5 protein-coding genes are annotated in these 6,728 nt (G+C 65.9%); 3 read left to right on the top strand and 2 right to left on the bottom strand.

Annotation, left to right across the window (positions count from 1 at the left end):
- Together IC50_RS31490 and IC50_RS41610 are read left to right on the top strand one after the other, a co-directional pair.
- A partial coding sequence (locus IC50_RS31490; RefSeq protein ID WP_035714422.1) for a type I restriction-modification enzyme R subunit C-terminal domain-containing protein occupies positions 1-396 on the top strand: 396 nt, incomplete at its 5' end.
- A gap of 12 nt (positions 397-408) precedes the next feature.
- Complete coding sequence (locus IC50_RS41610; RefSeq protein ID WP_157461128.1) at positions 409-582, top strand: AbrB/MazE/SpoVT family DNA-binding domain-containing protein; 174 nt, start codon at positions 409-411, stop codon at positions 580-582.
- 789 nt (positions 583-1,371) lie between these two features.
- On the opposite strand, the gene IC50_RS31485 is transcribed toward IC50_RS41610, so the two are convergent.
- Both IC50_RS31485 and IC50_RS31480 read right to left on the bottom strand, forming a co-directional pair.
- On the bottom strand, positions 1,372-3,819 hold the full coding sequence (locus IC50_RS31485; protein ID WP_035714419.1) for an adenylate/guanylate cyclase domain-containing protein: 2,448 nt from the start codon (positions 3,817-3,819) through the stop codon (positions 1,372-1,374).
- 177 nt (positions 3,820-3,996) lie between these two features.
- A complete protein-coding gene (locus tag IC50_RS31480) occupies positions 3,997-6,048 on the bottom strand; it encodes an AsmA family protein (protein ID WP_035714415.1) in 2,052 nt (683 codons plus the stop codon).
- 233 nt (positions 6,049-6,281) lie between these two features.
- Here IC50_RS31480 and IC50_RS31475 point away from each other — a divergent pair.
- The coding region (locus tag IC50_RS31475) for a Crp/Fnr family transcriptional regulator (protein WP_035714413.1) at positions 6,282-6,728 on the top strand (447 nt) is incomplete at its 3' end.

Raw genomic sequence — 6,728 nt, 5'->3', positions numbered from 1 at the left:
CGGCAGGGCAAGCCGCTGACGCCCTCTGATCTGAGCGAACTGGAAAAGTTGCTTCTCGACGCAGGCGTCGGTGAAGCCGGAGATATCGAGCGAGCGCGTGAGACGAGCCATGGCTTCGGACGGTTCGTGCGCTCACTGGTTGGTCTCGATCGCGCGGCAGTGAGTGAAGCGTTCGCCGAGTTCATTGCCGGCGGCACGGCGACCGCGGCGCAAATCGAGTTCATCGACATGGTGATCGAGCACCTCACCGATCAAGGCATGATGGACCCGTCGCTGCTCTATGAGCCGCCTTTCACAGCCATCGCCCCGACGGGACCGGAGCACCTGTTCGACGAGGCCAGGGTCGTCCGTCTCGTCAGCACGATCCGCGAGATCAATGACAGCGCAGTGGCTTGAGCGGAGGCCGCGATGAAGGTTTTCGACTGGGATGACGATCTGGCTGTGGTTCTTCCCCAGGATCTGATCGACCAACTGGCGCTCAAAGAAGGTGACGAAATCGAAATTGTCGCCACCGGTGGGAGCGCGACCACATCCGAGGCCACGGACAAGGGTGATGGTCTGCGCGAAAATCCGCCGCGTTGAATTGTGGCTTCCGACCGCCTCTCCTAACCCATTGATCCGGTTGGCCCCGTCTACTGCGCATGGGGTTGTTTTCGACAACCTACATCGTCTTCGGATAAATCAAAATTCGCTTTACAAGAAAAACGAAACACCCTATGCTCCCTCCCAACTCATCCCATGGTAAGGGACGGATCGCGATCGTCAGGGTTCGTGGGGTGAGGGGCGGTGGACGCAGGGAGCGTCGGCGCCAGGTGCGGTCGCAGGGCGGGTCGTCCCCGTGAGCGATCAGCGGGCGCGTGTACGACGGCGCTGTTTGCGTACGGCAAAATCGTGTGGTCGTGACGCCCGACATTCCGGCGTCAAGTCTTGCGGTGGTGCGATCGTCCGACCGGACGGCGCATTCGATGACAGCTGCAAGGCGACGGTGGCAACGGGAAATCGTCTCACCGGCGAGAGCGCGACATAAGCCGTTTCAACCATCGCGCAGGGAAGGCCGGGCATTCGGCCGCACCTGTTTCTCCCCTGTGAGCGACTAACACGCACTCACGCACAGGGGTTTTGCGGGTGCCAGCCGGTGCCCGGCCTTCCCTGCGCCCTTCCATTTCGAAGGGTGCCGTGACCCAAGCAAAGCCCGGGCGCAATGTGTCGCGGGATCGCGAAACGCTGTCTGCCCTGCTGTCTCGACACCGTCATTGCGAGCGAAGCGAAGCAATCCAGTATTCATCCGCGGAAGGACTCTGGATTGCTTCGTCGCTTCACTCCTCGCAATGACGGGCAACGAAGGTCGGGCAATCGTGGAAACCGAGGCCGTCAACCCCTTCGCCGCACCGCTGATGCGTCCACCACGTTCTCCACCTCCTCGCGCCAGCTCAGGATCTCCATCGCCAGCACGGGGTGATTGAAGCCCTTGAGCTGGAGATCGTCGAGGGCGCGGGCCTCCACCCAGGGCTCGACCATGCCGTAGACGCGGCGGCTCACCACGATCTGGTTCGGCTTGGCCTCGCCGCACAGGCGCGAGGCGAGGTTGGTGACGCTGCCGATCGCGGCATATTCCAGCCGCTGCTCGAAGCCGACCTGGCCGAGCGTGGCATAGCCGAGCGCGATGCCGATGCCGAAGCCGAGGCTGTGCCCGCGGTTGCGCCAGCGCTCGGTCAGGGGACCGATGGTGTCGCGCATCTCCACCGCCATCTTCACCGCGCGCCTGGTGTGGTCCTCGAACTGGATCGGCGCGTTGAACAGGACCATCACGCCGTCGCCGGCATATTTGTCGAGCGTGCCCTCGTATTTGAAGATCAGCTGGCCGAGCGCCGCGTGATATTCGCGCAGCACGTTCATCGCTTCCTCCGGCTCGGTCGCTTCCGTGAACGCGGTGAAGCCGCGCAGGTCGCAGAACACCACCGTGACCTCGCGGCGCTGGCTGGTGAGCAGCCCTTCCGGACTGTCGGAGGAGGCGATCAGCTGCGCCACCTGCGGCGCCAGGAAGCGCTCGAGCTTGCGGATGCGCTCGATCTCGCCGAGCTGGGTCCTGACGCGCGCCTCCAGCGACTTGTTCCAGTCCTTGAGCTGCTCGGTCTGCTCGCGCAGCCTGTCGGCCTGGGCGCGCACGGTCTTGTTCGCCGCCTCCAGCGCGTGGCTGTTGTGATCGACCTCGGTGAACAGGCGCGCATTGCGCATCGCCAGCACCGCCTGGTTGGCGAAGGTGCGCATCAGGCCGATGATGCTGGGCGCGAATTCGCCGTTCGCGCGGCGCAGCACCACCAGCGAGCCGAGCGTGCCCTGCTGGTCGATCAGCGGCACCACCAGCACCGAGTTGAAGCCGGCGGCGAGCGCGACCTCGCGCAGCGGCTGCTCGGCGGCATCGCCGAGCTCGGCAAGCGCGATCGGCTCGCCGCTCGCGGCGGCATCGCTCAGGATGTTCCCGCCTTCGTCGATGGTGACATGCGCGCCCTCGGCGGATTTGTCGATGCCATCAGCCTCGACCAGGTTGAAGCGGCGCGTCTCGGCGTCGAAGCCGTAGATCAGCACCGCGTCGGCACGGGTGATCTCGATCGCGCGGGCGGCGATGGTGGGGAGCACGGCGTCGAGATCGAGCGAGGAGGCCACCGCGCGGCCGACCTCCTCCAGCACCTTGAGCTCGTGGATCGACTGCGCGAGATCGCGGGTGCGCTCCTCGACCTTCGTCTCCAGGTTCGAATAGGTCTCCTGGATCTGGTCGGCCATGCGGTTGAACTGCCCGGCGAGGTCTTCCAGCTCGTCGGAGGTGTGCACGTCGATGCGGTGGCTGAAATCGCCTTCGCCGAGCCTGTAGGCGCCGTCGCGCAGCGCCGTGATCGGGATGATCATGCGTCGTGCCAGCAGCGTGCCGGCGAGGATCGCGACCAGCAGGCCCATGCCGATCAGCAGCGCGATGCGCACCAGCTGGTCGCGGATCGGCATCAGGGCCTGCGTGGTCGGCTGCTCGAACAGCACGCTCCAGCCGAGCTTCGGCACGGTGCTCCCGGCGCTCATCACCGCATTGCCGTTGAAGTCGGTGCCCGAACTGTCGGGCTCGTGGCCGGGCGCGATCGCGGCCGCAACCTGCGGCAGTTTGGAGAGGTCCTTGCCGATTTCGGGACCTTTCGACGAGGTCGCCAGCACCCGGCCGCGCGGATCGACGACATAGGCGAAGGCCGCCTTGCCGACCTGGGCGTCGGACAGGAAGTCGGAGAGGAAGCCAAGATCGATCTCGGCCACGGTGACGCCGGCATTGAAGCCGGAATGCGCCACCGAGATCGACATCAGCGGCGTCCGGTCGGCGAACCAGGCCGGCGCGTAGGTGACGCCGCGGGCGACGGCGTCGGTGAAGCGCATGTCGCGGGAGAGGTCGGCATTGCCGCCGGTCGTGGTCGACTGGCGCGAGACGCGCAGCACCTCGCGGCCGTCGCCGTTGAGCTGAAACAGCTGGTTGACCACCGAGACCTGGTGCAGCAGCGAGACGTAGTCGGCGCGGCGCTTCTCCAGCGTGTCCTGGCTCGCCCGCGTCACCCAGCTGATCTGGCGCTCGAGCTCGGAGATCGACTGCTCGATCCGCCGGGCGGCTCCTTGCGCCTTGTCCTCCAGCCCGTCGGTCAGCTGTGTCCTTGTGGCGCGATAGGAGATCCAGGTCTCCATCGCGCCGTTGACGGCGAGGACGAACACGACGAGGCCGACGAGGGAGACGACGTATTTGGCGAACAGGCCCTCGCGCAGAAACCGTGTCTTGTCGTTCGCTCCTGCCATCCCGATCCTCTCGCGCCGCCATTGACGCTGCGCGCTACGGGCCGTGCAGGCCCTTCCGGGCCGTTCTATCACAATTTGGGCCGAAGGGCCGTCGCGCGGCCGGCGGACTGGCCGGTGTGGTTACTCGTTGCGGCCTCCCGGGCAGGTGGAAGGGTGGTGAATTGTCGCAGCCTCCATTCACCGATTGAAGAGCTGTCGCAGCACGTCGTTCATTGGCTGACTGTCCTGCTGCGCGAGCGGCGGGTCCTCCAGCGCGGGGCTAGGCGAGGCCTGTGGCGCCGGCGTGGCGGGCGTTGCCGGCAAGCTGCGGCTGCGGCCGGCGCCCGTGCCGGTTGCGGCGCCATTGGAAAGCCCCTGCTGGATCAGATTGCCGATCGCCTCCCCCAGCGGGCCGCCGAGCAGATTGTTCTGCCCCGGCTGCTGGGCTTGCGGATTGGCATTGCCGGCCGCAGTGCCGCCGCCCGGCGCGGTGGTGCCACCGAGACCGAGGCTGCCCAGAATGTTGCCGAGCCCGGCGCCGTCGGGGCCGAACAGGCCCTTGCCCATCTCGCGCAGCTTGGCATAGGCGGCGTCCGGATTGTCCAGCATGCCGGCCATATCGGGATAGATGCGCGGCTGCGACCAGCTGCCCTGGATCATCACGGGGATGCCGAAGCCGACCGGCTCGGAGGTGCGGCCCTGGCCCTCGGTCGTCATCACGAGCTTCGGCTCGACGCGAAAGCCCATCATCTTGGTGTCGAGTGCGATGGTGCCGGCGCCGGTCACGCGCACCAGCGGCCCGATCAGATTGAGATCGGTCGTCACCGCCTGACCCTTGTCGATGCGGAAGGAGGCCGAGAGCTGCGACAGATCCGTGCTCTGTTCCTGGCCGGGGTCCTGGTTTTCCTGCCAGCCGGACAGAGTGGCCGTGGTCAGCGAGCGGATCATCTGCGCGACGTTGATGCCGCGGATGGCGCCGTCCTGGAAATTGACGAAGGCCGTGCCCTGCATGTTCGCCATCAGCGCGCGCTGGCTGTTGCCGACGCTGCGCAGGGCGAGCTTGGCCTGCAGCTTGCCGTCGATGCGGTCGAATTCGGCAAGGCCCTGGAGCAGCGGCAGCGCGCGCACGCCGACGAGATCGGAATGCATGGCAAAGCTCGGCGCGCCGCTGGTCGCATCCAGGATCACCTCGCCCGAGACCTGGCCGCCATAGGCGCCGAGATTGGCGGTGCCTGCCTTCAGCACGCCACCGGCGAGCTTGGCGTCGAGCGCCAGCGGCGCAAGGCGCGCATCGCCGATCAAGGCTTCGTTCGCGGAGATCCTCACCTGCGCATCGACATAATTAAGCCCGGACACGTCGATCGGTGCATTGCTCCAGGGCTGCCCGGACACGCCCTGCGGCGACTTCGCCAGCGGCATCGCGAGCCGCTGGAAATCGAGGTCGACCTTGACCAGAGGTTTGCTCGCGATGTCGACCGAAGCCCAGCCGTTGAACGCGCCGTCGCCGAGCCTGCCATTCACGCCGTTGATCATCACGACATCGCCATTGAGCCGCATCTCGGCGTGACCGGTGAGCTGGGACTTCAGCACGTCAGGCATGTCGATGGCGAAATCCACCGGAACCGTCGGCCGCTCGGCCGGCGACGCCGGCGCGATTGCCTTGATGTCGAACTTGGTCGGATGATCGCCGACGCGCGCGGTGCCGGTGATATTGACCTTGCGGTCGCGGTCGACGATCGCGTCGGCGTTGATGGTGCTGATGCGGCCCTCGACACGATCACGCAGGCGCGAGAAAGCGACTTCGCCGTCGATGACCTTGATGCGGTCGATGGTGGCGCCATTGGTATCGAGCGCGCGCGGCTTCGACGGGCCTGCGGCGTTCGGCAGGCGCTCACGCAGCAGCGGCTGGTAGAGCACGGGATGGGTGACGACGAGCTCGCTGATCTCGGGGCGGCCGGACCATATGCTCGCGAGCGACATGTCGGCCTGCACGCTGTCGACCGTCAGGCGCGTGATGCCGCTGCGGTCCTTGGGGTCGGCAAGCGTGAGGTCGTTCAGGGTGACGTTCAGCGTCGGCCACAGGCTGATCTTCGTGGTGCCGTCGATCGACAGGCGATAGCCGGTCGCGCTCTCGACGCGCGAGGCGATCGCCGAGGTCAGGAAGCCCGAGGGGATCCCGACTACCAGCAGCAGCGCGATCACGATGACGACGGCGGCCAAGGCCCCGCCGACGAATTTCAATGCTCTCATGTCGACTTTCCAACGACGGACGATCGGCTTCGAAGCCGGCAGATAACCCGTCCTTTGCGCCTTTAGTTTATCCCCGGACGGGAAGCGGCTCCAAGCGCGTAAAAATAGTCAGGGGGTGCTGCAAAGTTATGTGACTTATGACACACTTCTCCGGCGCGGTTTTACGCGACCCTGACATTGATGGTTTCAAGCGATTTGCCGGGATTAATGACCACGTTCACAAGGACATTGACATGAGCAAGCAGGCCGAATTTGCGGTCATCCTGAAGATGAACCCGATGTTCGCCGATCTCGGCGCGGACGAGCTCCAGCGGCTGTCCAATCTCTGTCACACCCAGCATCTGGGGAACGGCGAGGTGTTGTTCCAGAAGGGCGATCCCGGGGACGCGCTGTTCGGCGTGCGTCGCGGCCAGGTCCGCATCGAGACCGGCGCCTCCGACGGCAGCCGGCTGACGCTGAATTTCATGGGGCCGGGCGACCTGTTCGGCGAGGTCGCGGTGCTTGACGGCCAGAACCGCACGGCGGACGCCACCGCGGGCGAGGCCAGCGAGTTGTTCGTGCTGCGGCGCGAAGATTTTCTCAGCTTCCTCGAACGCGAGCCAAAGGTCGCGATCAAGATCATCGCGCTGCTGTGCCAGCGCATCCGCTGGCAGAGCGAGCGCATGGAAGAATCCATGCTG

Source organism: Bradyrhizobium genomosp. I (2014), from assembly GCF_000261685.1.
In the GTDB taxonomy this organism is placed as follows: Bacteria; Pseudomonadota; Alphaproteobacteria; order Rhizobiales; family Xanthobacteraceae; genus Bradyrhizobium.
Note: the sequence above shows the minus strand (reverse complement) of the source record. Positions and strands in the feature narration are given on the sequence as shown.

What these genes read in the sequence shown, in the direction of transcription:
- IC50_RS41610 (WP_157461128.1), top strand. Translation starts at nt 409, where the DNA reads ATGAAGGTTTTCGACTGGGATGACGATCTGGCTGTGGTTCTTCCCCAG.
- IC50_RS31485 (WP_035714419.1), bottom strand. Translation starts at nt 3,819, where the DNA reads ATGGCAGGAGCGAACGACAAGACACGGTTTCTGCGCGAGGGCCTGTTC.
- IC50_RS31480 (WP_035714415.1), bottom strand. Translation starts at nt 6,048, where the DNA reads ATGAGAGCATTGAAATTCGTCGGCGGGGCCTTGGCCGCCGTCGTCATC.